Origin of the sequence: Methylobacterium sp. DB0501 (assembly GCF_011043735.1) — a bacterium.
Classification (GTDB): Bacteria; Pseudomonadota; Alphaproteobacteria; order Rhizobiales; family Beijerinckiaceae; genus Methylobacterium; species Methylobacterium alsaeris.
Genome location: NZ_JAAKGV010000001.1, coordinates 1 through 25,936 on the forward strand (window position 1 = coordinate 1; position 25,936 = coordinate 25,936).

At 72.8% G+C, this 25,936-nt stretch carries 22 protein-coding genes; 10 read left to right on the top strand and 12 right to left on the bottom strand.

Annotated features, from left to right (window positions below; translation table 11 throughout):
• The 3 genes from G4G93_RS00005 to G4G93_RS00015 all read right to left on the bottom strand — a co-directional run.
• The coding region (locus tag G4G93_RS00005; RefSeq protein WP_165080009.1) for an AAA family ATPase at positions 1-397 on the bottom strand (397 nt) is incomplete at its 3' end.
• Positions 398-581: 184 nt separating this feature from the next.
• Positions 582-1,430 (bottom strand): septum site-determining protein MinC, encoded by an 849-nt coding sequence (gene minC / locus G4G93_RS00010; RefSeq protein WP_165080011.1) that lies wholly within the window; start codon positions 1,428-1,430, stop codon positions 582-584.
• Positions 1,431-1,611: 181 nt separating this feature from the next.
• A complete protein-coding gene (locus G4G93_RS00015; RefSeq protein WP_206289403.1) occupies positions 1,612-2,148 on the bottom strand; it encodes a CreA family protein in 537 nt (178 codons plus the stop codon).
• A gap of 184 nt (positions 2,149-2,332) precedes the next feature.
• Here G4G93_RS00015 and G4G93_RS00020 point away from each other — a divergent pair, with 184 nt between their 5' ends.
• A complete protein-coding gene (locus G4G93_RS00020) occupies positions 2,333-3,355 on the top strand; it encodes a DUF2865 domain-containing protein (protein ID WP_165080013.1) in 1,023 nt (340 codons plus the stop codon).
• Between the two features lie 133 nt (positions 3,356-3,488).
• Entirely contained in the window at positions 3,489-5,711 is a 2,223-nt protein-coding gene (locus G4G93_RS00025) for an OmpA family protein (protein ID WP_165080015.1), read from the top strand.
• Between the two features lie 238 nt (positions 5,712-5,949).
• Here G4G93_RS00025 and G4G93_RS00030 read toward each other — a convergent pair whose 3' ends face one another.
• The 5 genes from G4G93_RS00030 to G4G93_RS00050 form a co-directional block, all read right to left on the bottom strand.
• A complete protein-coding gene (locus G4G93_RS00030) occupies positions 5,950-6,237 on the bottom strand; it encodes a hypothetical protein (protein WP_165080017.1) in 288 nt (95 codons plus the stop codon).
• A 9-nt stretch (positions 6,238-6,246) separates the two neighbouring features.
• The gene (locus G4G93_RS00035; RefSeq protein ID WP_165080019.1) at positions 6,247-8,133 is read right to left on the bottom strand and encodes a flagellar motor protein MotB; all 1,887 of its coding nucleotides are present in this window, start codon (positions 8,131-8,133) and stop codon (positions 6,247-6,249) included.
• 186 nt (positions 8,134-8,319) lie between these two features.
• Entirely contained in the window at positions 8,320-9,954 is a 1,635-nt protein-coding gene (locus G4G93_RS00040) for a porin (RefSeq protein ID WP_165080021.1), read from the bottom strand.
• A 375-nt stretch (positions 9,955-10,329) separates the two neighbouring features.
• The gene (locus tag G4G93_RS00045) at positions 10,330-12,147 is read right to left on the bottom strand and encodes an ABC-F family ATP-binding cassette domain-containing protein (protein WP_165080023.1); all 1,818 of its coding nucleotides are present in this window, start codon (positions 12,145-12,147) and stop codon (positions 10,330-10,332) included.
• 204 nt (positions 12,148-12,351) lie between these two features.
• On the bottom strand, positions 12,352-12,537 hold the full coding sequence (locus tag G4G93_RS00050; RefSeq protein WP_165080025.1) for a hypothetical protein: 186 nt from the start codon (positions 12,535-12,537) through the stop codon (positions 12,352-12,354).
• Positions 12,538-12,680: 143 nt separating this feature from the next.
• Between G4G93_RS00050 and G4G93_RS00055 the strand changes: the two genes are divergently transcribed.
• The 3 genes from G4G93_RS00055 to G4G93_RS00065 all read left to right on the top strand — a co-directional run bounded on the left by G4G93_RS00055 (position 12,681) and on the right by G4G93_RS00065 (position 15,504).
• The gene (locus G4G93_RS00055; protein ID WP_165080027.1) at positions 12,681-13,070 is read left to right on the top strand and encodes a hypothetical protein; all 390 of its coding nucleotides are present in this window, start codon (positions 12,681-12,683) and stop codon (positions 13,068-13,070) included.
• 45 nt (positions 13,071-13,115) lie between these two features.
• Positions 13,116-13,433, top strand: a complete 318-nt coding sequence (locus tag G4G93_RS00060; protein WP_165080029.1) for a BrnA antitoxin family protein — start codon at positions 13,116-13,118, stop codon at positions 13,431-13,433.
• Between the two features lie 238 nt (positions 13,434-13,671).
• Complete coding sequence (locus G4G93_RS00065) at positions 13,672-15,504, top strand: gamma-glutamyltransferase family protein (RefSeq protein WP_165080031.1); 1,833 nt, start codon at positions 13,672-13,674, stop codon at positions 15,502-15,504.
• Positions 15,505-15,510: 6 nt separating this feature from the next.
• Here the strand turns inward: G4G93_RS00065 and G4G93_RS00070 are convergent, their stop codons facing one another.
• From G4G93_RS00070 to G4G93_RS00080, 3 genes are all read right to left on the bottom strand, one after another.
• Positions 15,511-15,717, bottom strand: a complete 207-nt coding sequence (locus G4G93_RS00070; protein WP_048433129.1) for a hypothetical protein — start codon at positions 15,715-15,717, stop codon at positions 15,511-15,513.
• A 79-nt stretch (positions 15,718-15,796) separates the two neighbouring features.
• Positions 15,797-16,111, bottom strand: coding sequence for a polyhydroxyalkanoic acid system family protein (locus G4G93_RS00075; protein ID WP_165080033.1), 315 nt, complete (start codon positions 16,109-16,111; stop codon positions 15,797-15,799).
• A gap of 71 nt (positions 16,112-16,182) precedes the next feature.
• Complete coding sequence (locus tag G4G93_RS00080; protein WP_165080035.1) at positions 16,183-16,566, bottom strand: septal ring lytic transglycosylase RlpA family protein; 384 nt, start codon at positions 16,564-16,566, stop codon at positions 16,183-16,185.
• Between the two features lie 546 nt (positions 16,567-17,112).
• Between G4G93_RS00080 and G4G93_RS00085 the strand changes: the two genes are divergently transcribed.
• Entirely contained in the window at positions 17,113-18,303 is a 1,191-nt protein-coding gene (locus G4G93_RS00085; protein ID WP_165080037.1) for a site-specific DNA-methyltransferase, read from the top strand.
• 160 nt (positions 18,304-18,463) lie between these two features.
• Entirely contained in the window at positions 18,464-19,069 is a 606-nt protein-coding gene (locus G4G93_RS00090) for a hypothetical protein (RefSeq protein WP_165080039.1), read from the top strand.
• A gap of 181 nt (positions 19,070-19,250) precedes the next feature.
• Here G4G93_RS00090 and mutY read toward each other — a convergent pair whose 3' ends face one another.
• A complete protein-coding gene (gene mutY / locus G4G93_RS00095; protein ID WP_165080041.1) occupies positions 19,251-20,483 on the bottom strand; it encodes an A/G-specific adenine glycosylase in 1,233 nt (410 codons plus the stop codon).
• Between the two features lie 180 nt (positions 20,484-20,663).
• Between mutY and G4G93_RS00100 the strand changes: the two genes are divergently transcribed.
• The 3 genes from G4G93_RS00100 (at position 20,664) to G4G93_RS00110 (ending at position 25,810) form a co-directional block, all read left to right on the top strand.
• Positions 20,664-21,149: a DUF721 domain-containing protein gene (locus G4G93_RS00100; protein ID WP_165080043.1), complete on the top strand. Its 486-nt coding sequence runs from the start codon at positions 20,664-20,666 to the stop codon at positions 21,147-21,149.
• Between the two features lie 328 nt (positions 21,150-21,477).
• Positions 21,478-22,122 (top strand): thioredoxin domain-containing protein, encoded by a 645-nt coding sequence (locus tag G4G93_RS00105; protein ID WP_165080045.1) that lies wholly within the window; start codon positions 21,478-21,480, stop codon positions 22,120-22,122.
• A gap of 223 nt (positions 22,123-22,345) precedes the next feature.
• Positions 22,346-25,810 (top strand): chromosome segregation SMC family protein, encoded by a 3,465-nt coding sequence (locus tag G4G93_RS00110; protein ID WP_165080047.1) that lies wholly within the window; start codon positions 22,346-22,348, stop codon positions 25,808-25,810.
• Positions 25,811-25,936 lie beyond the last annotated feature (126 nt).

A 25,936-nucleotide genomic window follows, 5' to 3' on the forward strand; every position in this document is an offset into this window, starting at 1 on the left:
GCATGGCGAGCGTGGCGCCGCGCTCGATGCCGGCGGGGCTGTCGCAGATCACCCAGTCGAACTTCTCGCGTAGTTCGCCGATCACGCGGGCGACGCCGTCGTCGGTGAGGGCGTCCTTGTCGCGGGTCTGGGAGGCGGGGAGGAGCGAGAGGGTGTCGAGGCGCTTGTCGCGGATGAGGGCCTGGGGGAGCTTGGCGTCGCCCTGGACGACGTTGATGAGGTCGTAGACGACGCGGCGCTCGGCGCCCATGATGAGGTCGAGGTTGCGCAGGCCCACGTCGAAGTCGACGACGCAGACGTTCTGGCCGGCCTGCGCGAGGGCGGCGCCGAGCGCCGCCGTCGTGGTGGTCTTGCCCACCCCGCCCTTGCCGGACGTCACCACTATGATCTTGGCCATTCTCGTGCTCCCCCCAGAGCGGTCGGGATGATGCGGCATCCGGCTTAGGAGCCGGAAGGCGCGCGTGCGGGGTTTCGGTGGTCTGTCTCGTCGGGCGGGTCGGGGCGGGATCGCCCGCGGGACTTCGCCCGGTCGTCTGGTGTCGCGGCGCCGAGGGCCGTGAGGGACCGGTCCGGAGGGCCGATCAGTCCAGGGCGGCCATCCGGAGGGTCTCCCCCTCCAGCCAGACCTGGACCGCCATCTTGCGCAGCTTCGGGTCGGTGGTGTCGGCGGTGCGGAACAGGCCGTCGATGCCGATCAGCTCGGGCTCGAACTTGCGGCAGCAGATGCGGGCCCGGGGGTTGCCGCCCGCGCCGGCGATGGCACGGCCGCGCAGGGCCCCGTAGATGTGGATCGAGCCGCCGGCCAGGATCTCGGCGCCCGAAGCGACCGAACCCATCACCGTCACGTCGCCCTCGGGATGGTAGACCGACTGGCCGGAGCGCAGCGGGTTCTCGAGGACGAGGGAGTTCGGCTTGCGCGGCGGCTCGGGCGTCTTGGTGGGCTCTTGCGCCTTGACGGGCGCGGGGGCCTCGACGTCCGCCGGTGGCGTCATCTCGGCCGGGCGGCCGCCGCTGAGGAGCGGCGGCAGCGCCGGGCCGAGCCAAGCCGGCTCGGCCTTCTCGACGCCCATGATGCGGATGCCGCGCTGCTTGAGCTCGTCGACGAGGCCGGCGATGTCGGGCGTCGCCGCCGCGGCATTCGCGTCGTCCTCGGCGGGCTCGGCCGCCTCAGGTCCCGCCAGGTCCCCCCGGAGGGAGAGTCCCCCCCGGGGGGAATCCTTGGCGAGGCCCGAGACGTCCAGGATCACGGGGCGCTCGGAGAAGAGCGTCGGCGAGCGCTGCACCAGGGCATCCAGGTGCGAGAACCAGTCGCCGAGCGGCGTCTCCGGTGCGAGCACGAGCGCCCGGAAGGAGCGGCCGCGCAGCGGGAGGGAGGGGCGGGTGAGGCTGATGCTGGTCACGGCGGTTGACGAGTTGTTACCGACCGCCATGAAGCGCGCATCGTGGTTACCGGATCGTTAATGACCCCCGCCATCGTCAGGAATTCGACCGGAGGCGGACCTGCGTGGCGCCGCGGCCGGAACGAGGCGGTGACGGTCACCCATGAAAAAAGGGCCCGCGCAGGCGCGGACCCCGAAGCTTCCGGGCAACAACCGGTGGTACAGATGGGACTTATCCCAGGAAGTCGCCGCATTTCGGCGGCAGCTCGGTCCCCCATGGCATCAGCGGTACCGTCGAGGTCGAGTTCTTCGGTGATCCCTGCACCACCTTGTCGGAATAGACCATGTAGATCAGCGTATTGCGCTTGGCATCGCAGCCGCGAACGATCTGCATGCTCTTGAAGATCAAGGAGCGCCGCTCGCTGAACACGACCTCGCCCTGCTTGACCTTGCCCTTGAACTTCACCGGCCCGACCTGGCGGCAGGAGAGCGAGATGTCCGAGACCTCCTCGGCGAGGCCCAGCGTCCCCTTGATGCCGCCCTTCTCGGGCTGGGTGTAATGGCAGGCGACGCCGGCCACGTCCGGGTCGTCGATGCCGTAGACCACGAGCTTGTCGTTCGGCGTCAGCGGACGCCAGACCGTGGACTTGTCGAAGATCCGGTCCGGCTCCTGCGCGAGCGCCGCGTCGGCGGACGCCGCGAGGCAGCCCCCCGCGAGAAGCGCCGTGAGACTCCGCCCAACCGCCGTGAGACTCCGCCGCCACACCATCGCGTCAACCTTTCCGTAAACGAGCTTAACGTATGTAGGGAGGCTGTCGCCCGGCGGCGAGGGCGGCTAGAACGGACCTGTCCCGTCCAGCCAAGCTTTGCGCATCCGCGCGCGGGGCCGCTCGTTCCCGTCCGCCGCCCGCGAGGGCGGTCGTCCCCGCATACCGGTCGGTCCCCCGAACGCCATGCCGCTGCTCCGCCTCACGGTCCGGCTCCTTGCCGGCGCCCTTGCGACCCTTTCCTTGTGCCAGGCCGTCCTGGCCGAGCCCAACGCCGCGTCGTGCCAGCGCTTTCGCGCCGAGCTCGCCGGCCTGCAGCGGGATTCCAACCGCGGCCAGATCGAGGAGATTCAGCAGCTCGTCGCCTATCGCCAGTCGATCGGCTGCGAGGGCGGGCGCTTCCTGTTCTTCGACATGCGGCCGCCGCAATGCGCCCAGGTCGAGCAGCGCATCCGCGCCCTCAACGCCGGCTACGGCGCCGGGGCCCGCGAGGTCTCGAATGCCCGCCGCGAGCAGCTCATCGGCGCCGTGAAGGAGGCCTGCACTGGCCTGCCGAGCCCGGCGGCGCTGCAATCGAAGCCCGCCGACGGGTTCGGCCGCGGCGGCTCGCAGGTGATCTGCGTGCGGATGTGCGACGGCGCCTATTTTCCGATGCCGAACCTGCCCGACGGGCGCGAGGGCGCCGACGAGATGTGCCAGGCGCTCTGCCCCGGCGCCGAGGCCGCCGCCTACTCGATGCCGCCCACCGACAGCGGCCTGACCCAGGCCGCCGCGATCCAGACCAGGCGCGCCTACTCGGCCCTGCCGAACGCCTTCAAGTTCCAGAAGACCTTCGTGCCGAACTGCTCGTGCAAGGGCACGCAGACCTGGGCCCAGGCCCTGGTCAAGGCGGAGAGCATGCTGGTCCGCCACAAGGGCGACATCTTCGTGACCCCGGCCCAGGCCGAGGCGATGTCGCGACCCAAGGTGCGCCTGACGCTCGTCGGCCGCGCCGACCGGGCCGCCGCGACGCTGGCCGCCACCGCGGCGACCCGGGTCGAGGAGGAGGCCGCCGAGGCGCCCCGCCCGGCCAACCCGGACGAGCGCCCCGCCGTGCGGATCATCGCCCCGAACCTGATCCCGGTGCCGCAGACCGCGAGGGCGGACGGCCCGCAGGCAGCGGCGGTCGCGGTGCCGGCCCCCGGCGCCGCCCCGGTCGCGACCCCCTAGGGCGGGGCCACGCAAGGACCCTCTCAAGTCCGGAACGCCGCCGACGGGCGGCTTCCCGATGGGAAACGACGCGGGGAACCAATTCGCCGTCAAGCTGTTCGAAGGAACCGACGACGGACGAGAGGTTCCCCTGATGCGTTCTGCCCGCGCGCTGCTGCTGACCGGCACGATGCTGCCGGCGCTGCTGCTCCAGCCCCTTCTTGCGAGCCCGGTGGCGGCGCGAGGCGACGACGTGATCCGGCTGGCCCAGGGCGGACCCGGCGGGCCGGGTGGCCCCGGTGGACCGGGCGGGCCGGGCGGCCCGGGACCGGGCGGCGGCCATGGCGGTCCCGGCGGCGAACGGGGTGGTCCCGGCGGCGGTCCGGGAGGCCCAGGCGGCGAACGCGGTGGCCCGGGCGGCGGGCCGCGCGAGCGACCGGAGCCCCGCCAGGAGCGTCCGGAGCCACGGCCGGAGCGCACCGCGCCCCCGCGCGAGCGGCCGGAGCCCCGCCAGGAACGCCCCGAACCCCAGCGCGAGCGGCCCGAGCCGCGTGAGCGCCAGGAACCGCGCGAGCGTCAGGAGCCGCGCGAGCGTCAGGAGCCGCGCGAGAGACAAGAGCCTCGCGAGAGACCCGAGCCGCGGCAGCGCCAGGAGCGGCCCGACCCGCAGGAGCGCGGGCCTCAGGAGCGCGGCCCGCAGGGACGCCCGGACCGGCCCGAGCCGCGCGAGCGGCAGGACCGCCAGCAGGAGCGTCAACAGGAACAGCGCGGCCCGCGCGGCGAGGAGCCCGGCCGTCCGCCGGCGCCGCCGCAGGACCGTGGGCCCGCCGGACGGCCCGACCAGCAACGCGAGCGCCCGGCCCCGGATGCACGGCCCGATCGCCCCGACCGCCGCGGCGAGGAGCCCGGCCGGGCCCCGGAGCCGCAGGACCGCGGGCCCGCCGGGCGGCCCGATCCGCGCGACCGTCCGGACCGCCGCGACGAGCGGCCCGATCCGCGCGACGAGCGCCGAGGGCCCGACGCGCCGGGCGCCCCCGCCCAGCGCGGCCCCGGCCAGCCCCCCGCTCCCGGCCAAGCCCCGGCACCCGGCCAAGCCCCGGCACCCGGCCAAGCCCCGGCGCCCGGCCAGCCCCCTGCTCCGGGCCGGCCGATCCCGCCGCCGGCGGGCGAGGCCCAGCCCGGTCGCGGGCCGGGCCGGCCCGACGCCCCGGGCGCCGGCCCGAACGGCGCACCGCTGCCGCCGAACCAGCAGCCCGGCGTGCCCGGCCGCCCGTTCGTGCCCGGCGGCGCCGGCCCCGACGGGCGCGACCTCGACCGCCGCGACCCGCGCGACCAGGACCGCCGCGACTTCGACCGGCGCGATGGCGACCGGCGCGGCTTCGACGATCGCGGCGAGCTGCCCGGCGGCTACCGCCGCGATGCGCCGGACTACGTCCCGGGCGGCTTCCGCCGCAGCGACGTCGACGTGCGCAGCTACGAGGACGTGCGCCGCGCCCGGCGCGAGTTCAACGACGGCGGCCGCCTGATCATCCGCGAGCCCGGCCGGGTGATCGTGCGCGACGACGACCGCTACTTCCTGCGCCACGACGAGACCGAGCGTTTCCGCCTGCTCGACCGCGACGCCCGCATCGAGCGCCGCGGCCGCGACACCGTGACGATCATCGACCGCCCCGGCGGCTACCAGGTCTTCACCGTGGTGGACGACGACGGCCGGCTGCTGCGGCGCTACCGCCGCGGGCCGGACGGGCGCGAGGTGGTTCTGATCGATAATTCCTATGCCGGCCCGCCCCGGTCGATCGAGCAGGACGTCGTCGTGCTGCCGCCGCCGGACATCCGCATCCCCCGCGACCGCTACGTGGTCGAGGCGGACCGGGCGGACGAGGGCGCGATCTACGAGGCGCTCACCGCCCCGCCGGTCGTCCCCGTCGAGCGGCGCTACACCCTCGACCAGGTGCGCTACAGCCCGACCCTGCGCGCCCGGATGCGCAGCGTCGACATCGACACGATCACGTTCGACACCGGATCGTGGGAGGTCACGCCCGACCAGGCCCGGCGCCTCGCCACCATCGCGGCGGCGATCAACCAGGCGGTTCAGAACAACCCGCAGGAGGTGTTCCTGATCGAGGGCTACACCGATGCGGTGGGCAGCGACGTCGACAACCTGTCGCTCTCCGACCGCCGCGCGCAGTCGGTGGCGGAGGTGCTGACCCGCGACTTCAAGGTGCCGCCGGAGAACCTGACCACGCAAGGTTACGGCGAGCAGTACCTGAAGGTGAACACGCAGGGCCCCTCGCGGGAGAACCGCCGGGTCACCGTGCGCCGCATCACCCCGCTGATCCAGCAGCAGGCGCAGCAGCCGCAACAGCAGCAGCGCTGACGAACGAAGGGCCGCTCTCCGCGGGGCGGCCCTTTTTCCATAACTCCGGCACCGCTCCGGTCATCCGACGTCCGATCGACGGCTCGGCGATTGCTGCGCAATCGCGTTCGCGATGCGGATTTCGGCTTCGCTCGGACGCCGCGCCGGCTGGTGATACCCTTTCCAGGACGACGATCCGTGCGCCGTCGGGCGCGCGGCACGATCGACGCTGCGCCAGGGGACTGCGCAGGCCGGCCGTTCAGGCCCGCCGATGCGTCGCCGACCCGAGGACGCAGCCGGCGAGGTAGGCCGCCAGCATCAGGGCGGCATTCTCGATCCGGAAGCCGTCCCGCCCCGGCACGGCAAGGGGCCCGGGCACCAGGCCGGCGATGGCCGCCGCGGCGGCGGCGAGCGCCAGGAGCGCGACGAGGAACGCGGCGAAACGCGCGCCCCGGGTGGCGGGCGGGCCGGCCCACCATCCGGTGCAGGCTCCGATCAGGAAGCCCGCGAGGAGGCCCGGCCAGGCGACGGAAGCGAGAAGCAGCACGGGCGGGCCTCAGGAACGCAGCGCGAAGGCGACCGTGCGGCGGTCGGTGGGGACGTCGGCGGGCGCGGCGGCGATCCGCCCGGCCGGGATGCCGGCCTTGACCAGGTAATCGACGATCGCCGCGGCGCGGCGCTGGGGCAGGCCGGGATCGGGCATCGACGGGGCCTCGGCCGGTTTCTCCGCGGTCTTGGCCGCCGGCTTGCCGGGCTTCGCCGCGGCCTTGCCCTTGGCCGAAACATCCTTCGCGGCGTCCTTCGCGGCATCCTTGGCCGCGGGCGGCTCCTTCGGGGCCGGCGGCGGAACGGTGCCGGGCGGGTCGTCGTGGCCGGCGACCTCGATCCGGGCCTGCGGGCAGGCCCGGGCGAGACCCGCCACCCCGTCGAGGACGGGGTAGAAGGCGGGCTTCAGGTCGGCGCTGCCGGGATCGAAGCGCAGGGTCGGCTCGCTCGCCAGCGCCGCGAAGGTGTCGCGACAGGAGGCCGGATCCCGCGGCGGCGGCGCGCCGCGGGCACCGACCGCGACCTCGGTCCGCCAGCCGGCGGGCGCGATCCGCGCCGCGTCCGCAGCGACCCGGCGGGCGCTCTCGGGATAGAGCCCTTCGCCGGCGATGCGCAGGCTCTGGTCGCGCACGGTCACCTCGCCCTCGGCGAGCTGGCCCAGGGCGCCGATCCCGGCGGTCAGGCCCTCGACGAGCGCGGGCGGCGCGCCTTCGGCGAGGCGGGTGCGGTCGATCACCCGCTCGCCGTAGAGGTAGGGCCGCAACGCGGTGCGGAGCGCCGCGCGCGCCTCGGCATCCGGCAGGTGGCCGGTGAGGGTGAAGGCGTCCGGTCCGCGCCGGACGGTGACGAGGTAGGGCGAAACCGGGCTCGCCGTCAGGGCGACCGTCCCGCGCGAGACGCCCGCCGGCAGGGCGTCGGCCACGGCCTCGGCCTCGCGCACCGCCTGGGCGTCGATGGCCGAACCCCGGATCGACAGGGTCGATCCCTCGAGGGAGACGCGGCCCTCCCGCACCAGCGCCAGGGCCGCGAAGGCGCGGTCGGTGAGCGCCCGCGCGTCGATCCCGGCAGGCAGGCCGCGGGCGGTGCGCATCGCGTCGGTGACGGGGGTGCCGTCGGCGAGGAGCCGCGCGGCGGCCAGGATCACGGCCCGGTCGCCCTCCGACACGGTATAGCCGTCGAGGCGGATGCCCTCCGGGCCGCGGCTCGCCGACCAGGCGAAGGGCGAGATCAGGGCCGGCTCGACCGCGACCTCGCCGATCGTGAACCCGGCGGGCGGATGGGCGAGGTCGGCCTTGAGGCCCGCATAGGCCTCGACGCTCGCCGCCTCGCCGCGGATCGACAGGACGCGGTCGCTCATCGCCGCGCTGGCGCCGGGCTTCAGGTGCAGGACGATCCCGACGAGGAAGCGGGCGGCCGCGGAAAAAGCCTCCGGCGCACCGCGGGCAGCGCGTGCCGCGTCGCGCAAGCCGAGGCCGGCGGGCAGGCCGGCGCCCAGGGATTCGGCGAGGGCGGCGCGGCCGGTCTCGGCCGGGCGGTGGCCGATCAGGTCGAGGTGGTCGGGCGTCCGGCGCAGGACGGCCCAGGTGAAGGGCGAGGTTTCCGCCACGAGGCCGAGGCGGTCGGCGATCCGCCGGTGGCCGGGAAGGGCCTCAAGGGCGGCGCGGGCCTCGGCGAGGGCGCCCTCCCCCGGCGCCTCGCCGCTCGCCACGAGGTCGCGGCCCCGCGCCTCGGCCCGCAGCCACGGCTCGGCCCCGTCGCGGCCGGTGGCCGCGGCGACGGCCTCGGCGGGTGCCTCCAGGGCGGCTTCGAGCCGCGGCTCGGCCCAGCCGGTCGCCGCAACCCACGCACCGGCGAGAAGAGGAAGGCCGGCGAGCCAGCCGATCGAGCGAATCGCCATCGAAGGACCTCGTCGCGGGAGGGCGCGGCCGGGGGCGTCGCGCGTGCCGGCCACCCTGGCCCCGGTTTCCGGCATCAGCAAGGCGCGACGGGCCGGCCGGCCGCGCTCACGCAAAAAGGGCCCCGGCTCGCGCCGGGACCCTGAATCCTCTGCCGTCGGCGGCCCCCGCGGGGGCCGCGTCGCGGCTTAGAAGTCGCGCTGGACGCGCATGCGGACCTGGAACGTGTCCGCGTAGTTGGTGGTCGGCAGGGCCACACCGGCGGCGTTGGTCGGCAGACCGGCAGCGTTCAGGCCGACGGGCACCTGGCCCGGAGCCTTGTTCTGGTCGACCACGCGGCCGCCCTTGAGGTCGACGCGGTTGTAGAGACCCTCGACGCCGATGTCGAGGTCCTTGACCGGCGACCAGATCAGGCTCGCGCCGGCGACGATCTGGCTGGTGTCGCGCAGGGCGGCGCTGTAGGCGAAGGCGCCGGGGCTGTTGACCGGATTGCCGAGGCCGTTGAAGTTCAGGCCGCCCAGCAGGTTGCGGCTGGTCTTGCCGAACGACATCTCGCCGTAGCTGCCGATGATCGCCGACCGCCACTCGGGGGTCCAGTAGTGCAGGTACGACCCGACCACCGTCCAGCTGGTCGACAGCTCCATCTTGCCCGTCAGCGGGTTGACGGTGGCGTCGGTGAAGTAGGCGGCGAAGGGCGAGCCCTGGGTGTTGCCGGCGCTGGCGGTGTAGGTGCCGATATACTGGGAGTAGCCGGTGTAGATCTGGGCGCCCTCGCCGTACGAACCCTGCAGGTACAGGGAGTCGCCCGGAGCGATGAACGGCAGGTTGAACTTCAGGCCGCCCTGCACCGCCCAGCCGTACTCGCTGTTGACGCGCGGGGTGACGACCGTGCCGGCCGGGATGGTGGCGCCGCCGAAGGTCAGGACCGTGGTGGCGTTCTGGGCGTTCAGCTCATGCACGGCGGCCGACAGCTGGGCCGAGCCCCAGGCGGCGTCGTAGCGCAGGGCGCCGACGAAGTCGGGCATGCGCGAGGTCTGGCGCAGGTCGTAGAACGCCTCGCCGATCGGCACGCCGGCCGCGTTGGTGGCGATGACCGGGCTCAGGTTGGCGGCCGCGGCGGTGAAGACCGCGAACTGGCTCGCCGCGTTGCCGGCGGTGGCGGTGCCGAACAGCGGGTTCTTGCGGAAGATCGGGTCTTCGACCGAGATCGTCGCCGAGAAGCCGTCGCCGAAGGTCGCCGTGTAGGCGAGCAGGTTGGTGGAGGAGGTGTCCGAGCCCAGCGAGGTGCCGATGATCTCGAAGTCGTGGGCGTAGAAGTCGTAGAACGAGGCCGCGCGACCGGCGGTGAGGCCGGCGAACTGGATGAAGGCCTTGTCGACGTTCACGTATTGCTGAGCGCGGCCGAACGTGTCGACGCCGACCGCCGGGAAGGCGTTGGCGATGCGCTGCTGCGTGCCCGAGTTCAGGTAGGCGCCGGTGCGGGAGGCGAGCTCGAACCGGACGAAGGCGCGGAGCGTGCCGTAGGCAGTCTGCGTGCGGGCGTCGAGGTTGAGGCGGCCGAGGCCGCGATAGCCCATCAGGTCGCCGTTGTTGCCGCCGCGCTGATAGCCCTGCGAGTAGCCGGCCTCGAAGCGGGCACGGCCCGACACGCGCAGGCAGGTATCCGTACCGGGAATGAAGAAGAACCCGGCGCCATAAGCCGAGCAGACACGAACGTATTCAACAGGCGCCGCTTTCTTGATCGGCAGATCGGCAGCCTGCGCCCCAGCCACAACGGTCAGGCCAGCGGCCGAACCCAGCAGAAGGCTCTTCACGAGCTTCATCGAGACCTCCAAAGTTTCGAGACCCTGGGGGTGAACGACTGTGTCCCGACGAATGCCGAACCACGCCACTCTTATCCCCTTGCGCCCGGCGCTCCCTGGGGGATGTCATCCGGGCTGCACCGGGTTGTGCCCGGTGCAGGGGCACCATGTGCGAGGCGCTAACGGCGATCAACCGGCTTCCGCATCCGGAACGGCCAAGTCGCCGGGTTTCGGCAGGAATGTTGCACGGACGCCACGAAAGCTTACGCGGGTCAGCTAATAACCGGAGCCTTTCAGGCGAGAACTGATGTTCTCGCGTGCCGTCCTGTCATCGCTTCGGATAGGCCGGCGCCTCCGCGGCGCCGGGACGATTCATTCACAGGTTGAGTCGACGAATCAACCCTCGAGTTCCTCGCGCAGCATCTCGAGGGCGAGCCAGCGCTCCTCGGCCGCGGCGAGGTCGGTCTCGGTCGTCGCCAGGGTACGGGAGATCGCCTCGAACCGGGCGGGGTCGCGGGCATAGAGCGTCGGGTCGTCGAGGGCGGCCCGCAGCTTGGCCCGGTTGCCCTCGAGCGCCGCCATCCGGGCCGGCAGAGTCTTGAGTTCGTGCTGCTCGTTGAAGCCGAGGCGCTTCTTGCCCGCCGCCGGACGGGGCGCGGCGGATCTCGCCGGCTCCTTCGCCTCCTTGACCGCGCCCTGCACCACCCCGCGGGCCTGCACCCCGACGCCGCGCTGGGCGACCATGTCGCTGTAGCCGCCCGCATAGGCGATCCAGCGCCCCTCCCCTTCCGAGACCAGCACGGTGTCCACCACCCGGTCGAGGAAGTCGCGGTCGTGGCTGACCAGGATCAGGGTGCCGGCATAGTCGCCGAGCATCTCCTGGAGCAGATCGAGGGTCTCGAGGTCGAGGTCGTTGGTCGGCTCGTCCAGGACCAGGAGGTTGCCGGCTTCCGCAAGGGCGCGGGCCAGCAGCAGCCGGTTGCGCTCGCCGCCGGACAGCACCCCCACCGGCGTGCGCGCCTGCTCGGGGGAGAACAGGAAGTCCTTCATGTAGCCGATGACGTGCCGGCTCTGGTTGCCGACCTGGACTGTGTCGCTGCCCCCGCCGGTCAGCACGTCGGCGACGGTGCGCTCGGGATCGAGCGCGCTGCGGCGCTGGTCGAGGAGGTTGAGGGTGACGTTGGCCCCCACCTTCACCGTCCCCGAATCGGGTGGGAGGCGGCCGGTGAGGAGGTTGACGAGCGTCGTCTTGCCGGTGCCGTTGGCGCCGACGATGCCGAGCCGGTCGCGGCGGGCGATGCGCAGGGACAGGTCGCGGACGATCGGGCGGTCGCCGTAGGATTTGGCGACGTCGCGCGCCTCGACCACCAGGGCGCCGGAGGCCTCGGTCTCGCTCACCGTCATCGTCGCGGCGCCGACGGGCCCGCGATGCTCGCGCGCCTGGCGGCGCAGGTCGTGCAGGCCAGCGAGGCGCTTGACGTTGCGCTTGCGCCGCGCGGTCACGCCGTAGCGCAGCCAGTCCTCTTCCGCCGCGATCTTGCGGTCGAGCTTGTGGCGGTCGCGCTCCTCCTCCTCGAACACCTGGTCGCGCCAGGCCTCGAAGGCGGAGAAGCCCTGTTCGAGCCGCCGCGTCGTGCCGCGGTCGAGCCAGACGGTCGAGCGCGACAGCGATTCGAGGAAGCGCCGGTCGTGGCTGATGAGGACCAGGGCCGAGCGGCTCCCCTTCAGCTCGGCCTCCAGCCACTCGATCGCCGGCAGGTCGAGGTGGTTGGTCGGCTCGTCGAGGAGCAGGATGTCGGGCTCCGGCGCCAGGGCCTGGGCGAGCGCCGCGCGGCGCGATTCGCCGCCCGAGAGCCGGCTCGGATCCTCCTCGCCGGTCAACCCCAGGCTCTCGAGCAGGTAGCGCGCCCGGTACAGCTCGTCGCCCGGCCCCATCCCGGCCTCGACGAAGGACAGGGTGGTGTCGTGCCCGGAGAAATCCGGCTCCTGGGCGAGGTAGCGCAAGGTCGTGCCGGGCTGCAGGAAGCGCACGCCCTTGTCGGACTCGACCAGCCCGGCGGCGACCTTGAGCAGGGTCGACTTGCCCGAGCCGTTGCGGCCGACGAGGCAGGTGCGGTCGCCGGGAGCCAGCGAGAGGTCGGCGCCGGCGAGCAGCGGCGTGCCGCCGAAGGTGAGCGCGATGCCCTGGAGGGTGAGAAGCGGAGGAGCGGCCATGGGGTGGGGGATTACGGCAGGGCCGGCGGAAAGGCGAGACCGGGCGGGGGCGTCTTGTGCGCCGCACGACCTTGACCCAGCAGGAGGAGACCGCACAGCTTCGATTTCGCGGGGATGCATGGCGGATCGCAAGATCAGAACCCGCGAGCACGTCATCGCGACCACGAGCCTGCACCATGTCGGCTACATCGTTGCGAAGGCCGGCTACGTCTCGATGTTCCAGCAGCCGATTACGGCATCGATGGCCTGATCACGACCTTCGACGCCGATGGCTGCATCGCTGTCCGGATCGATCTGCGCGACATCGATTTCTAGCTGGCAGATTTCTTTCCGGTGATCGTTGTGGTGTTCGATGCCCGCGCGGAGATAGGCTACTATCTGGTCGTACAAGATTACTTCAAGGCGCATCAGCTCACGGCAGCCCAACGACGGCGTGGCACGTTGACCGTCCACATCGACCCGGAGGCGATCGTGAGCGATAGTGTGGTCCGGTCGTGGCGGGACCTGAAGACCGGGCACAGAAAGGCGCGGGCATGACGGACGTCCGGACGCAGACGGTCATCGACGCTCTGACGGAACTCGGCTTCGAGCGGAGAATGGCCAATGATAGCCATGCACTCTACGATCATCCGGCCGGCGCGAGCGTATCGCTTCCCCACAGCCGGCCTCACGTGTCCGGTGCGTTCCTGAAGGCGATCGAGCGTCAGGTGACGGGGTTCGGCATCGCTCCGGCTCATGTCTTCGGTGAGAAGGTCCACACCCCGCACCGGGTTGCTCCGGTGACCGACGAGGCCGGCGACGGTTCGGCCGACACGACCGATTCCGGGACCGCGCCGGCACGATCCGCATTCGGTCGCGAGACCGGCGGGCACAGGGCCGCGAGCCCGCCGAAATCGCGCCGACGCCGCGCCGCCGCGCAGTAGCTTTCGAGTCGCATAAACCCCTCCTGGCTCCCGGCACAATTCACGATGAGCGCGAGCAAGCCCGCTGCGCCTCCCTTTTCCCCTGATGCCTACGGGGCGGCCGACGTCGCCAGGGTCGACGCGCACACCATCGCGGCCGAGGAATACGACGAGCTGCCGGAACTCGCCGAGGCGGACCTGGAGGCGGCCGACACCGACCGGGGCACGACCCTGATCCGCCGTGGGCGCGGTCGTCCGCCCGTCACACAGACCAAGAAGCTCGTGACGCTGCGCCTGGATCCGGACGTCGTCGAGCGCTGGAAGGCGAGTGGCCCGGGTTGGCAGACCCGGATGAACGCGGTGCTGCGCGAGACGATGCCCTAAGCAGATTTCGCAAAAGTGGTTGCCGGTTTTGCGACAAAAATCTGCGACAAGACAAGAGTCTAAGCGGACGAAGCGTTGGCCTGCCAACGCAAGTCCGCTTAGGCGTCGGCGCCGGCAAGGCGCGGCGTCGCATCGCCGACCCCGACGGATTGCATCGTTCCCGCCGTGGGTGGGAGCCTAGAATGGCGGCCCTGGTGTTGTAAGAGCCTGGGCCTCGGCTGCCCGGAGAGGAAACCCGATGAGCTTCGTCACCCCCGATCCCTTCACCACGCGCCCCGAGATCGACGGCACCTTCGGGGTCGTGGCCTCGACCCACTGGATCGCCACCGCGGTCGGCATGGGCGTGCTGGAGCGGGGCGGCAACGCCTTCGATGCGGGGGTCGCCACCGCCTTCGTGCTCCAGGTGGTCGAGCCGCATCTCAACGGGCCGGGCGGCGACGTGCCGGTGATCCTGCACGACGTCCGGGTCGGGCACCCGCAGGTGGTGTGCGGGCAGGGCCCGGCGCCGCAGGCCGCCACCATCTCGCGCCTGCGCGACGACCTCGGCCTCGATCTCGTGCCGGGGACCGGGCTGCTCGCGCCGTGCGTGCCGGGCACCTTCGACGCCTACATGCTGATCCTGCGCGACCACGGCACCTGGCGCCTCGCGGACGTGCTGGAGGCGGCGATATCCTATGCCCGCGACGGCTTCCCGCTGGTCGAGCGGGTCTCGGCGACCATCGCCACCGTCGAGGGGCTGTTCCGCGAGCACTGGCCGAGCTCGGCGGCGACCTACCTCAAGGAGGGGGGCGTGCCCGCCCCCGGCACGCTGTTCACGAATCCGGTGCTGGCCGAGACCTATGCCCGCATCGTGCGCGAGGCCGCCGGCGGCACGCGCGAGCAGGAGATCGAGCGCGCCCGCCGGATCTGGTCGCAGGGCTTCGTCGCCGAGGCGATCGACGCCTTCTGCAAGGCCGAACCGGTGATGGACGTGACGGGGACGCCGCATCGCGGCCTCCTCACCGGCGCCGACATGGCGGCCTGGCAGGCGAGCGTCGAGGCGCCGGTCGGGTACGAGTACGGCCGCTACACCGTGCTGAAGGCCGGGCCTTGGACGCAAGGGCTCGCGACGCTGCAGCAGCTCGCCCTGCTCAAGGGCTTCGACCTCGATCGCCTCGATCCGGCCGGGCCCGACTTCATCCACCTCCAGGTCGAATGCGCCAAGCTCGCCTTCGCCGACCGCGACACGTTCTACGGCGACCCCGCCTTCGTCGACGTGCCGGTCGAGACGCTGCTGTCCGACGCCTACAACGCCGAGCGCCGCCGGCTCGTCGGCGACACCGCCTCGCTGGAGCAGCGGCCGGGCACGATCCCGGGCTTCGGCAAGGCCCTCGACGCCCGGGTGAGCAGCGGCGCCCGCACGGCGGTGGGCGCGTCCGGCGCCGGGGAGCCGACGGTGGGCAAGATCGAGGCGACGGTGCCGCCGGACGACGCCCGCTCCGGCGTCGTCCGGGGCGACACCGTGCATTTCGACATCATCGACCGGCACGGCAACATGATCGCCGCCACGCCGTCCGGCGGCTGGCTGCAATCCTCGCCGGTGATCCCGTCCCTCGGCTTCTGCCTCGGCACCCGGGCGCAGATGTTCGTGCTCGACGAGGCCCATCCGGCAGCGCTCGCCCCGGGCAAGCGGCCGCGCTCGACGCTGTCCCCCACGATGGCCCTTCGCGACGGCCAGCCCTACCTCGCCTGGGGCTCGCCCGGCGGCGACCAGCAGGACCAGTGGATCCCGCAATTCTTCCTGCGCCACGTCCATGCCGGCATGAACCTGCAGGCGGCGATCGATGCGCCGGCCTGGCACACCGAGCATTTCCCGTCGTCGTTCTGGCCCCGCACCGCGCGGCCGGGGGTCGTGGTGGTGGAGAACCGGATCAGCGCAGGCACGATCGCGGAGCTGCGCCGGCGCGGCCACCTCGTCGAGGTCGGGCCGGACTGGTCGGAGGGGCGGCTGACGGCGGCGAGCCGCGATGGGCGGCGCCTGCGGGCCGCCGCCAATCCCCGCGGCATGCAGGGCTACGCCGCGGGGCGGTAACCTGCCTCACATCGTCGGGTTGGCCGGGCCGGTCGGGGACGGGTCGGGGGTGATCGCCGGGGAGTTGCCCGGATCGTTCACCGGGATCTCGACCGGCCGGTCGCCCGGCGCCTCGCTCGGCAGCTCGGGCCCGCCCGGATTCGGCGTATCGGGACCGGGGGTGGGGGGCACGGGATCGTAGGGCTGGTCCGGGATCGGGCCGGGATTCGACATCGAGCGCTCCTCTCTCTCGTCGAACCCAAACCGGGGCGCCCGGCCCCGGTTCCGCCGCGTCCCCGATTGCCGGGCGAGTCTACTGCTTGGTCAGGAGCTTGGCGCCGTTCTGGCTGACGATCTGCTGGATCTTGTGGGCGAAGATCGAGAGCAGGAGCGGCATCCGCACCTCGACCCGCACCGCATCGTCCTCGACGTCGATGTCGCCGTCGACCCGCTGGTTCATGGCGGCGACGAGGAACGACAGCCGGTCGCCGGTCCAGGTCGCGTCGGCCATGCTGAGACCTGCCTTGTGCAGCATCTCCTTGGCCTGGCCGATCCCGTTCTCGAGCCGGCGGCGGGCCTCGGCCCGGCCGAGCTGATGGGGAATCACGACAACCAGGGGCTTTGCCATCATCACGCTCCGCTCGCACGATGAGCCTGATGTGGGGAGGCGTCGCCCAACGGCAACGCCGCGTCGGACGATCAGTCCACCACCGCCACGGCGACCCGAGCGACGCCGTTCATGCCGATCGCCTTGCCGGCGCCGCGGGCGAGATCGATGATGCGGCCATGGGCGAAGGGCCCGCGGTCGTTGATCCGCACCACCACCGAGCGGCCGTTGGCCTCGTTCGTCACCCGCACCCGGGTGCCGAAGGGCAGGCTGCGATGCGCCGCGGTGAGGCCGTTGGGGTTGAAGCGCTCGCCGCTCGCAGTGCGATGGCCGGACGCGTACCAGGAGGCCCTGCCGCTCTGGGCCTGCGCCGTCGACACCACCGCGAGATTCCCGATTCCGGCGAGGGCGAGCCCGCCGAGAAGAGCCGAGACGGGAGCCGCGATCGACCGCCGCGCAGGCTTGGCGCTGTTCATTCCACTGTCCTTGGTGGTTGCTGATGACAGTGCCAATCGAGGCCAAACAGGACGAAAATATGACCGCCCGATTTGCGGCAGAACACGCCGCAATCCTGTCCAATATCTTGCAGTCCGTTAAGGATTGATCTTGCAAGTTGTCGGACGCGCTGAGATCTTATTGGTGACTTGCGATCCCGAGCGGCTGCATTCGGGGTTTTCAGCATTCGCGAGTTGCGGCGGAGGCGGGCCGGCCGGGCCCGGCGGCGCCGGGATAGGTCGGCGCGTGCCTCTCCTCCCGGCTCGCGCGGGGAAAGCCCGCGCGTCGTTCGGCGATGATGGGGAAGCTGGTGCGCCGACACGCACGCACACGCGGACGCAGCTAGAACGATCAACCCGCGTCGCGCTCGCCGCCCGTAGCCTTTCGTTAACGGATCGACCTGGCGACCGGCCAACCCGGCAAGATGTGCAGCCCCATTTCGAGACGCAATTCGTGCCTCTTGGCAACCTCACCTTTACCGTAGCCGCGGCAATGTCTGGGTGTCAGTCGCGTAACCGGTGTTTGCCATGGCTTCCCCGCGTACCGCGGTCGCCGGCACCGCCGCCCGGAATCAAGTCTCGCGTACCGGGCGAGTGGTGTCGGCACCGCGGATGGGTCTCGTTACCCCCGCACAGCGTCTTCCCCTGGACGAGGTCATCCTGGGGGATTGCCTCACCGCCCTCGAGCGGCTGCCGCCGGCCAGCGTCGACCTGGTCTTCGCGGATCCGCCCTACAATCTCCAGCTCGGCGCCGGCACCCTGCTGCGCCCGAACCAGAGCGCCGTCGACGCCGTCGACGACGACTGGGACCAGTTCGCCAGCTTCGAGTCCTACGACACCTTCACCCGCGCCTGGCTCGCCGCCTGCCGCCGGGTGATGAAGCCGACCGCCACCCTCTGGGTGATCGGGTCGTACCACAACATCTTCCGCGTCGGGAGCGCGTTGCAGGATCTTGGTTTCTGGATCCTGAACGACATCGTGTGGCGCAAGGCCAACCCGATGCCGAACTTCCGCGGCAAGCGCTTCACCAACGCCCACGAGACCCTGATCTGGGCCTCGCGCAGCGACCAGAAGGGCTATACCTTCCATTACGAGGCGCTGAAGGGCGGCAACGACGACCTTCAGATGCGCTCGGACTGGTTCATCCCGCTCTGCACCGGCGACGAGCGCCTGAAGGGCGACGACGGGCGGAAATTGCACCCGACCCAGAAGCCCGAGGCCCTGCTCGCCCGCACCATCCTGTCGTCGTCCAATCCCGGCGACGTGGTGCTCGACCCGTTCTTCGGCACCGGCACCACCGGTGCGGTCGCCAAGCGGCTCGGCCGGCACTTCATCGGCATCGAGCAGGAGCCGGCCTATGCGGCGGCGGCGCGCGAGCGCATCGCCGGCATCGAGCCGCTGTCGCGTGCCGCCCTCCTCACTGCGCCGACGAAGCGTGCCGAACCGCGGGTGCCGTTCCTGAGCCTCCTGGAAGCCGGCCACGTCAGGGCCGGCGAGACGCTCACCGACGAGCGCCGCCGCCACAAGGCCCTGGTCCGCCCCGACGGCACGCTGGGGGTCGGCCCGGCCTCGGGCTCGATCCACAAGATCGGCGCCCTCGTCCAGGGTCTGCCGGCCTGCAACGGCTGGACCTTCTGGCATGCCGAGCGCGGCGGACGCCTCGTCTGCATCGACGACTTCCGCGGCACGATGCGGGCCGGGATGGGCTCGGCCGCCTGACGGGCGGCATCACCGCGACGCGCCTGTGTCCTTGCGGCCACGGGCGCTTCGCTCGTTAACACATGCGAAACACTTCGCTTGCCGGTTGACCCTGGGTCAGACATCGCTCGCAGACCGCGACCGCATCGGGCGGCGCGAGGGGTCGAGAGAGTTCCCGACGATGGGTCGATGGTCCTGGCTGGTCGCCGTGGTGGCGGCCCTGTGCGTGGCGGCCTGCAACACCGTGGCCCCCAACCGTCTCTCGCTCGCCGACACGGCGCAGCTGCGCTTCACCGGGATCGAGGTCCGGACGGCGGGCGCGGCCGTGAACTGGACCGATGCAGAGGACGCGTATCTCAAGAGCCGCAACCTGTCGCTGACCGACCCGGCCCTGCTGCAGACGCCGGAGGCAGCGGCCTTTATCCGCTGCATGGCGGGGCAGCGCCTCAAGGCGGCGCTGGAGCGGGCGCTGGCCTCCCGGCCCGAGGGCGCGCGTCCGGTCCGCCTCGTCGTCACGCTGCTCGCAGCCGACATCCCCTCGGCGGTGCGCCGCGTCATCGCCGGCGGCTCGCCGACGATCCGCGCCAACATCGAGATCGTCGACGCCCGCACCGGCGCGGTCCTGTCCGCCTATTCGGGCGACCAGGGCATGCAGGCCGCCGGGCAGGGCGTGCTCGGCGTGGTCCTCGACGGGGCGCTGACGGCCGGCGGCTACGACGACCTGTACGACCGGGCCGCCAACGACTTCGCGCGGCGCTTCAAGCGGTGGCTGACGGCCGGGGCCTGACCGCCCCGAACGAAGCGGGCTTGCGCAGGCAGGCCACACGGCACACGACACGGCAGGTCGCGAGGGCACAGAGCAACCTGCCGTGTCGTGTACTTTGGCGTTGCGATCGGACGCCGCTCCAAGCCTTCGATTGTGCCGCGGTTTTTTCGACGACCCGGTATCCACTTCGCCGAGAAATGCTTCAGCTTCCCTTCGGCCGTCCCCGTGCCTTGACCACGGGAGCGGCCGAGGCCGGCCGTCGCGACAGCACCTTCGGCACCGGAGCCCGCCGCGGCGGCGGCTCGGGCTCGGGGAGCGTCGCGAGGTCGGGCGCCGGCGGGGGCGCCGGGACGGGCGGCGGCGCCGCCAGCTTCTGCTCCAGGGCGTGGGCCAGCACCTTCTTCATCGCGCCGGGCAGGGGCTCGGAGTCGAGGCCGGCGCGGGGGGTGAAGCGCATCCCCTCGGGGGCCGGCGTGCCGGCGGCGACCCGGGCGAGGAAGACCGTCAGTTCGAGCGGGAAATGCGTGAAGACGTGGCGCACGATCCCGGGCAGCCGCTTCCAGCGCGCGTCGAGGGGCGCGTCGAGGAGCGCCTGGGCCGGGTCGTAGTCGGCCCGCCACTCGCTCGTCGGCGGCTCGGCCATGGAGCCCAGCAGCCCCTCCGGCGGCCGCGTGCGCAGGAGAACGGCGTCGTCGCCGGCGCGCAGCACCACGAAGGCGGCGCCGCGGCGCAGCTGCCCGGCGACCTTCCTCACCTTGCGCGGGAAGGTCTCCTGCAAGCCCTCGGCCCGGGCGCGGCAGGGCTGCATCCAGGGGCAGAGCGCGCAGGCCGGCCGCTTCGGGGTGCAGAGCGTGGCGCCGAGATCCATCACGGCTTGCGCGAAGTCGCCGGGGCGTTTCGCCGGCACCAGGTCTTCCGCGAGGCGGCGGATCTCGGGGCGCGACGCGGGAATCGGCGTCTCGATCGCGTAGAGGCGCGACACTACGCGCTCGACATTGCCGTCCACCGCCGCCGCCGGCCGGTCGAAGGCGATCGCCGCGACGGCGCCGGCCGTGTAGGCGCCGATCCCCGGGAGCTTCCTCAGGCCCTCGACCGTGTCGGGGAAGCGGCCGGCCTGCGCCACCGCCTTCGCGCAAGCGTGCAGGTTGCGGGCGCGGGAATAGTAGCCCAAGCCCGCCCAGGCCCCCATCACGGCCTCTTCCGGCGCCGCCGCCAGGGCCTCGACGGTCGGGAAGCGCTCCAGGAAACGGGCGAAGTAAGGCTTCACCGCAGCGACGGTGGTCTGCTGCAGCATGATCTCGGACAGCCAGACCCGGTACGGGTCGGGCGCGACGCCGGGCAGCGCGCGCCAGGGCAGCGCGCGGCGGTGGCGGTCGTACCAGACCAGGAGGTCGGCGGGATCCGGCCTTGAGTGCGACGCGGCGGGCGCTACCATGCGGCTCGCCTTAGCCGGTTTTCCGCCGCGGCGGGAGCGGGATTTCGGGGTGGTGCACCGTCATGCCCCTCCGGGACCATGCTGGTCTTCGCGCCCCGGAGGGTTAAGGATTCCCTCACGCGAAGCCCCTATCTGTCGGGCTTCACGCCGGACACGGCGACTCACCAGGACGGACGGGCGATGGCGCGGCCCAAACCCTTGAGCGAGCTGATCGAGCGGTCCCTCGGCCCCGTCTTCGCGGCGCAGGGCTTCGCCTCGACCGACATCCTGGCCTCCTGGGCCGAGATCGTCGGCGAGCGCCTGGCCCGGGCCTGCCAGCCGGAGAAGCTCGAATGGCCGCGCCGCCGCGGCAGCACGCGCGAGCGGCCGGAGCCCGGCACCCTGACGGTCCGGGTCGAGGGCGCCTTCGCCCTCGAACTCCAGCACCTGGTGCCGCTGGTGATCGAGCGCATCAACCGCCATTACGGCTGGGCCTGCGTCGGCAAGATCCGGATGCGCCAGGACCGGGTCGCCCAGGCGCAGCGCCGGAAGGTCGCCCCCCCGCCCCTCGACCCGGTGCGTCGCGGCGAGGTCGCGCTCGCGGTGTCGAGCGTGAGCGAGGCGGCGCTCCGCGACGCCCTCGACCGCCTCGGCCTCGCGGTCCTGGGCGCGCAGCGCTCGCGCTGACGAGCGTGTCCGTCGGGCCCAGAGGGCCCGAGGCAAGCCCGAAACCCGCGAGCCTTCGGATCGTGGCAAGCCCGACCGGGCGCCGGCGCTCATGCGCCGGACGCCGTCGCGGCATGCAACGGCCACCCCGAGATCCGCGAGCCTCCGGAGCGCGGCAAGCCCGACCGGGCGCCGGCGCCCATGCGCCGGACGCTGTCGCGGCACGCGACGGCACAAAGGAAGTTGATACGCCGGCGGCTTGCCACGAGGCGGCCGGGATTCTACCGCAGTCCGATCGCGGACCCTCCCGCAACCGCTCACGAAGACGCCTGCCATGAGGACGCCTGCCATGCTCACCCGTCGCGAGGCCCTGACACTCACCGGCTCGGCCCTCGGCGCGGCCCTGCTCGCGCCGGCCCTGCCGTTCCGCGCTCTCGCCCAAGGGCCGGTGGTGGACGGTCTGATGCAGCCCGGCCCCCTCGGCGACATCTGGCTCGGGCCCGACAACGCCCGCTGCACCATCATCGAGTACGCCTCGATGACCTGCTCGCACTGCGCCGCCTTCCACAAGACCACCTGGCCGGCGCTCAAGGAGCGCTGGATCGATACCGGCAAGGTGCGCTTCACCCTGCGCGAATTCCCCCTCGACCCGCTCGCCACCGCAGCCTTCATGCTCGCTCGCGCCGACAACGGCGCACGCTACTACCCGATCACCGACATGCTGTTCGACCAGCAGGCGAACTGGGCCTTCGTCCCGAAACCCCTCGACGCCCTCGAGCAGATGATGCGCCAGGCCGGCTTCTCGAAGGAGAAGTTCGAGGCGACCCTGAAGGACCAGAAGCTCTACGACGCGGTCAACGCCGTGAAGGAGAAGGCCATGACCACCTTCAAGGTCAACGCCACGCCGACCTTCTTCATCAACGGCCAGAAGTACCAGGGCGAGATGACGATCGAGGGCATGGAGAAGGTGATCAAGCCGATCGTGGGGGCGTAGTTTTCACGAAGATCCACTCGATTCCGCTTCGCGTAAAAAGTGAAGCACCTCCCCTCACCCCGGCGATCCCGGGCTTGCGCGGTATCGCTGCAAGTTGTGGGGAGGGGTGAGGGGGTGGGGGTGGTGCAGGAGGCACCGTCTCGCTTTACGCGGCACCACCCCGACCCCTGACCCCTCCCCACAAGGGGGAGGGGAAGGCAGACCCCGCGCACCGCGCCGCCCCATGAAATTCACGCGCCTGCGCATCGTCGGCTTCAAGACTTTCGTCGAGCCGAGCGAATTCCTGATCGAGCCCGGGCTGACCGGGGTGATCGGGCCGAACGGCTGCGGCAAGTCGAACCTCGTCGAGGCCCTGCGCTGGGTGATGGGGGAGAGCTCGCACAAGAGCATGCGGGCCTCCGGCATGGACGATGTGATCTTCTCGGGCTCCGGCGGGCGGGCCGGGCGCAGCCACGCCGAGGTGACGCTGGCGCTCGACAACAGCGCCCGCACGGCGCCCGCCGCCTTCAACGCCGCCGACGCGCTGGAGGTGTCGCGCCGCATCGACCGGGGCGCCGGCTCGACCTACCGGGTCAACGGCCGCGAGGTCCGGGCCCGCGACGTCCAGCTGATGTTCGCCGACGCGGCGACCGGCGCCCGCTCCCCCGCCATGGTGCGCCAGGGCCAGGTGGCGGAGCTGATCGCGGCCAAGCCCCAGGCGCGCCGCCGCATCCTGGAGGATGCCGCGGGCATCGGCGGCCTGCATGCCCGTCGGCACGAGGCCGAATTGCGCCTGCGCGCGGCGGAGGACAACCTCGCCCGCGTCGAGGACGTGCTGACGGCGATCACCGCCGGCGTCGATTCCCTGCGACGCCAGGCCCGCTCGGCCCAGCGCTACCGGGCGATCGCCGCCGAGATCCGCCGGCACGAGGCGCTGCTGCTCCTGATCGGCCATAGCGAGGCCCGCCGCGAGGCCGCGGCGGCGCAAAGCGCGCTGGCCCAGGCCCTCGACCGGCTGGCCGCCGCGCAAGCCGAGCAGGTGGACTCCGCGACTGCGCAAGGGTTGGCCGCCGCCGCCCTGCCGCGGCTGCGCGAAGCGGAGGCCAGTGCTGCGGAGGAGTTGCAGCGCCTGACCCTGGCGGCGGCGCAGCTCGAGGCGCAGGAGCGCCGCAGCGCCGAGCGCCTGCGCGACCTCGGCCGCCGGATCGTCGACCTGCGCCGCGACCTCGCCCGCGAGACCGCCTCCCGGGACGACGCCCGCACCACTCTGGAGCGCCTCGACGGCGAGGCGGCGGCCCTGTCCGGGACCGATGACGGCGCGGCGGCGCGGCTGGAGGCCGACGCGCGGGCCGACGCGGCCGATGCCCGCCTCGCTCACGCCGAGGCGGCGTTGTCCGCCGCGCAGGGCGCCCAGGCCGAGCACGCGGCGCGCCGCAGCGCCCTGATCCGCGCGGCCGCCGACGAGCGCGCCCGGGCCGCGCGGCTGTCCGCCGAGCAGGCCCGCCTCGCCCGCGAGGCGAGCGCCGCCGGCGAGGCCGGGTCTGAGCGGCTCTCTGCCCTGCGCGAGGCCTACGACGAGGCCAGGGAGACCGCCGAGGGCGCCGAGGAGGCGGCGGCGGCGGCCCGCGACGCCGTGGCGGAGGCCCGCGACGCCGAGGCGCGGGGCCGGCCGGTCCTGGCGGCGGCGGAGCGCGAGGCGGCGCGGCTCGACACCGAGGCCCGCACCCTCGCCCGCCTGGTGGCCCCCGTCGCCGAGGCCCGCTTCCCGCCGGTCCTCGACGCGGTGGCCGTCACGCCAGGCTACGAGGCCGCCCTGGCGGCGGCCCTCGGCGACGACCTCGAGGCCGCGACCGACCCGACGGCCCCGACCCACTGGGCGCTCACCCCCGATCCCGGCACCGATCCGGCGCTGCCGGACGGGGCACGGCCGCTCGCCGATCTGGTCACCGGCCCGCCGGCGCTGGCCCGCCGCCTGCGCCAGGTCGGAGTCGTCGATGCCGGGCTGGTGGCGCCGGAGCAGGCGGCCACCGTGCGCAGCCGGTTGCATCCCGGCCAGCGCCTCGTCACGAAGCGCGGCGACCTCATCCGCTGGGACGGCCTCAACGCCGCCGCGGAGGCGCCGCGGCCGGCGGCGCGGCGGCTGTCCGAGCGCAACCGGCTCGACACGCTGCACGAGGCGGCGGCCCTCGCCCGGGAGCAGGCCGAGACCGCGCGGGAGACCCACGACGCCCTCCAGACCAGGGCCCAGGATGCGGCGGCGGCGGAGCTGCGCGCCGTCGAGGGCGCCCGCCTCGCCCGGCGCAACCTCGACGGCGCCCGTGAGATCCTGACCCACGCCGAGCGCCGGGAGGCCGAGGTCGCCGCCCGCCGGGCGGCCCTGTCCGAGGCACAGAATCGCATCGCCGCCGATGCCGAGGAGGCGGCGGCCCGGGCCGAGGCGGCGGAGGAGGCCCTGGCCGCCCTCGACGAGCCCGAGGACCTGAGCGCCCGCCTCGACGCCGCCCGCCGCGAGGCCGAGGGGCACAGGCTCGCCGCCGCCGAGGCCCGGGCCGCGCGCCTGGCGCTGACCCGCGCCGCCGAGGAGGCCGCCGCCCGCAGCAGCGCGCTCGCCGCCGACCGGGCGCGCTGGCAGGAGCGGGCCGAGCGGGCGGACGCGATCCTCGACGAACTGGAGGACCGGCTGGCGGCGGCCGAGGAGGAGCAGGCGGAACTCGCCGAGGCGCCCGAGACCTTCGCCGAGGAGCATCGCCGGCTGAAAGCCGTGACCGAGGCGGCGGGCCTCGCCCGCGCCAAGGCCGGCGGGCGCCTGGCAGCCGGCGAGACGGCACTCGCCGAGGCCGAGGCGCGGGCGCGCCAGGCCCTCGACGCCTTCGCGAATGCCCGCGAGACCCGCGCGGCGGCGGCGGCCGCCCACGAGGCCCTGGAACGGCGCCTCGCGGAGGTCGTCCGGGCCATCGCCGACAGCCTCGAGACGACGCCGGAGGGCCTCTACGGCCTCGCCGGCGCGGCGCCCGGCGATCCCCTGCCGGAGGCCGGGGCGATCGAGGCGAAGGCCGCGGCGCTCAGGGCCGACCGCGACCGGCTCGGCGCGGTGAACCTGCGGGCCGAGGAGGAGCTGCGCGAGACGGAAGGACGGCGCGACGAGCTGGGGCGCGAGCGCGACGAGCTGATCGAGGCGATCCGGCGCCTGCGCGGCGCGATCCAGAGCCTCAACCGCGAGGGACGCGAGCGGCTGCTGGCCGCCTTCACGGCGGTGAACGGGCATTTCGAGCGGCTGTTCACCACCCTGTTCGGCGGCGGCACCGCCGAGCTGACCCTGGTCGATTCGGACGATCCCCTGGAAGCGGGCCTCGACATCCTGGCCCGGCCGCCGGGCAAGAAGCCGCAGACGATGACGCTGCTCTCGGGCGGCGAGCAGGCCCTGACGGCGACCGCCCTGATCTTCGCGGTATTCCTCACCAACCCGTCGCCGGTCTGCGTCCTCGACGAGGTCGACGCGCCCCTCGACGACGCCAACGTCGAGCGCTACTGCGATCTCCTGACGGCGATGGCGCGGGACACCGATACCCGCTTCATCGTCATCACCCACAACCCGATCACCATGGCCAGGATGGACCGGCTGTTCGGCGTGACCATGGCCGAGCGGGGGGTGTCGCAGCTCGTCTCGGTCGATCTCGCGACCGCCGAGCAACTGGCCGAGGCGGTTTGACGGCAGACCGGTGTGCAGCGCGAAATCCGCCGAAAGTCCAATGACTTACCATTGCTTCGGGGTGCCTTGACACCCAAGGTGGGCGAAACTATGGTGCGCCCGCTCGACGGGGGTTAGCCGGACCGG

What these genes read in the sequence shown, in the direction of transcription:
- minC (WP_165080011.1), bottom strand. Translation starts at nt 1,430, where the DNA reads ATGGCGGTCGGTAACAACTCGTCAACCGCCGTGACCAGCATCAGCCTC.
- G4G93_RS00015 (WP_206289403.1), bottom strand. Translation starts at nt 2,148, where the DNA reads ATGGTGTGGCGGCGGAGTCTCACGGCGGTTGGGCGGAGTCTCACGGCG.
- G4G93_RS00020 (WP_165080013.1), top strand. Translation starts at nt 2,333, where the DNA reads ATGCCGCTGCTCCGCCTCACGGTCCGGCTCCTTGCCGGCGCCCTTGCG.
- G4G93_RS00025 (WP_165080015.1), top strand. Translation starts at nt 3,489, where the DNA reads ATGCGTTCTGCCCGCGCGCTGCTGCTGACCGGCACGATGCTGCCGGCG.
- G4G93_RS00035 (WP_165080019.1), bottom strand. Translation starts at nt 8,133, where the DNA reads ATGGCGATTCGCTCGATCGGCTGGCTCGCCGGCCTTCCTCTTCTCGCC.
- G4G93_RS00040 (WP_165080021.1), bottom strand. Translation starts at nt 9,954, where the DNA reads ATGAAGCTCGTGAAGAGCCTTCTGCTGGGTTCGGCCGCTGGCCTGACC.
- G4G93_RS00045 (WP_165080023.1), bottom strand. Translation starts at nt 12,147, where the DNA reads ATGGCCGCTCCTCCGCTTCTCACCCTCCAGGGCATCGCGCTCACCTTC.
- G4G93_RS00055 (WP_165080027.1), top strand. Translation starts at nt 12,681, where the DNA reads ATGACGGACGTCCGGACGCAGACGGTCATCGACGCTCTGACGGAACTC.
- G4G93_RS00060 (WP_165080029.1), top strand. Translation starts at nt 13,116, where the DNA reads ATGAGCGCGAGCAAGCCCGCTGCGCCTCCCTTTTCCCCTGATGCCTAC.
- G4G93_RS00065 (WP_165080031.1), top strand. Translation starts at nt 13,672, where the DNA reads ATGAGCTTCGTCACCCCCGATCCCTTCACCACGCGCCCCGAGATCGAC.
- G4G93_RS00070 (WP_048433129.1), bottom strand. Translation starts at nt 15,717, where the DNA reads ATGTCGAATCCCGGCCCGATCCCGGACCAGCCCTACGATCCCGTGCCC.
- G4G93_RS00075 (WP_165080033.1), bottom strand. Translation starts at nt 16,111, where the DNA reads ATGGCAAAGCCCCTGGTTGTCGTGATTCCCCATCAGCTCGGCCGGGCC.
- G4G93_RS00080 (WP_165080035.1), bottom strand. Translation starts at nt 16,566, where the DNA reads ATGAACAGCGCCAAGCCTGCGCGGCGGTCGATCGCGGCTCCCGTCTCG.
- G4G93_RS00085 (WP_165080037.1), top strand. Translation starts at nt 17,113, where the DNA reads ATGGCTTCCCCGCGTACCGCGGTCGCCGGCACCGCCGCCCGGAATCAA.
- G4G93_RS00090 (WP_165080039.1), top strand. Translation starts at nt 18,464, where the DNA reads ATGGGTCGATGGTCCTGGCTGGTCGCCGTGGTGGCGGCCCTGTGCGTG.
- mutY (WP_165080041.1), bottom strand. Translation starts at nt 20,483, where the DNA reads ATGGTAGCGCCCGCCGCGTCGCACTCAAGGCCGGATCCCGCCGACCTC.
- G4G93_RS00100 (WP_165080043.1), top strand. Translation starts at nt 20,664, where the DNA reads ATGGCGCGGCCCAAACCCTTGAGCGAGCTGATCGAGCGGTCCCTCGGC.
- G4G93_RS00105 (WP_165080045.1), top strand. Translation starts at nt 21,478, where the DNA reads ATGCTCACCCGTCGCGAGGCCCTGACACTCACCGGCTCGGCCCTCGGC.
- G4G93_RS00110 (WP_165080047.1), top strand. Translation starts at nt 22,346, where the DNA reads ATGAAATTCACGCGCCTGCGCATCGTCGGCTTCAAGACTTTCGTCGAG.